General features: G+C 29.5%; 1 protein-coding gene. It reads right to left on the reverse strand.

The features are described from left to right. Positions 1-226: 226 nt before the first annotated feature. Positions 227-1,102 carry a restriction endonuclease gene (locus tag DPIF8902391_RS07490; protein WP_172505467.1) on the reverse strand — a complete coding sequence of 292 codons (876 nt, stop codon included), beginning with the start codon at positions 1,100-1,102 and terminating at the stop codon, positions 227-229. Positions 1,103-1,799 lie beyond the last annotated feature (697 nt).

Consider the following 1,799-nt stretch of genomic DNA (forward strand, 5'->3'; position numbering starts at 1 on the left):
CAGACAGATTCTTGCGTAATATTTATCAGAATCCTACTTTGCGAAAACGCTTTATTTTCCCAATTTTGCGCATTTTTTTGTTAATGAAAGCTAACGGTTTGTATAAGATTAGTTGCGTGTTTTAAGCACTAAAGTTAGTAAATGAAACACAGGTTTAAAGACTGCGAGAACTTTCTTAAATAAACTAAACTAGCAATTAATTTTATATGGTGTTGTGTAGAGTTACTTATTCTTCATCCACAAAATAATATTGATCAAACTCTTCTCTTTCTTTATTAGATAAATAAAAAGTATAATTGTGAGTGTCATTATATATCAAATCATCAAACACTTCAAAATTCTCAATCCATTTACTAATTCGATAACAATCGATTTGATTTGGAAATGCTTCAGAAATATCAGATCTAAAGCATTGTGCTTTTTGTGAGTCATATTTTTTTTGAAAAAACTCAATTCGTTTCTCATTTAAATTTATAATGTAATATGAACCTCTATAGTAATCGGCTCTTGATTTCTCCCCATTGTGGCTAGGTATTTTTCCGATTTTTAAATCATATTGAGAGTCAAGTTCATTTTCAAAACCTAGATGTAGATTGATTAGCTTACCTATCGAATGGCCAAGTGAAAGATTATCTCGAAAAAACTTATGATAAAATCGATAATATACACTTTCATAGTCTTTTGATTTTAGAATTTCTTCAATATCTTCCCAGAAAAGAACCTCAAATGAGAATGATTGTTCATTTGCTAACTCACTTGCAATTTCTCTTACATTAGCTTGTGTAACAGTATCTCTACTCAATGTTGTATAAAGGTAATATTCACATAATTTTGGATTAAAAACTTTAGCTTGATTAACCTCTAAAAGTAGAGCTTCTTTTGTGAATGATTTATTAGTAGAGCGCACTTTGCATTGAATTCCTATCCAATCAGATTCATCTTGTTTCTTAGCATAAACATCAACTCCATTTTGTTTTTGACCAGGCCTACCATTCACATTCACATTTCTATAAAGTCCATTCGCTTTTGTTAAAGCCTTGGTTAAATCTTCAAATATTTCATCATTCTCAATTTTCGGTATATCAACAAATCTTAAATCCATATATGTATTAAATTATTTCAAATAAATCTCTTTATGTCTCTATTTTGGGGATTTATAAAATTGTCTTTAACTATTACTGCTCTTTTTTTAATTCTACACAACGTTTTATATATGGTTTGTTGCATTTTTGAAGCACTAAATTAAGTAAATAAAAACGGAATAGAAAATCCCCTAAGGATTTTCGTAAGTAGGTTCGCACTAGCAATAAATTATATATTTTGTTAACCTGCGTTTTTTTTTAATTAAAATACCGATATAAAATCTCACATTTTCAGCGTTTTTATTCGGCGTTTAACTTGTATAAATTTTCATTCCTAATTGCATAAACAGGCTAAAAGTCCGCCGTTTTCATTTCAGAATTACAGACAGATTCTTGCGTAATATTTTTCAAAATCTGCTGCTTTACGATTCCGTTTCTATTTCGCAAACAGGCTAAAATTCTGCCGTTTCCACTTCAGAATTACAGACAGATTCTTGCGTAATTATTTGTCAGAATCTGCTGCGTTATAATTCCATTTCTGGTTGCGTAATATTTATCAGAATCCTACTTTTTTAAACCGCTTTTTTGCCAATATTGCGTGTAATTTTGCTTAATGTAGGTTAACGTTTTATATATGGTTTGTTGCATTTTTGAAGCACTAAATTAAGTAAATAAAAACGGAATAGAAAATCCCCTAAGGATTTTCGTAAGTAGGTT

Origin of the sequence: Tenacibaculum finnmarkense genomovar ulcerans (assembly GCF_900239495.1) — a bacterium.
Taxonomy (GTDB): Bacteria; Bacteroidota; Bacteroidia; order Flavobacteriales; family Flavobacteriaceae; genus Polaribacter; species Polaribacter ulcerans.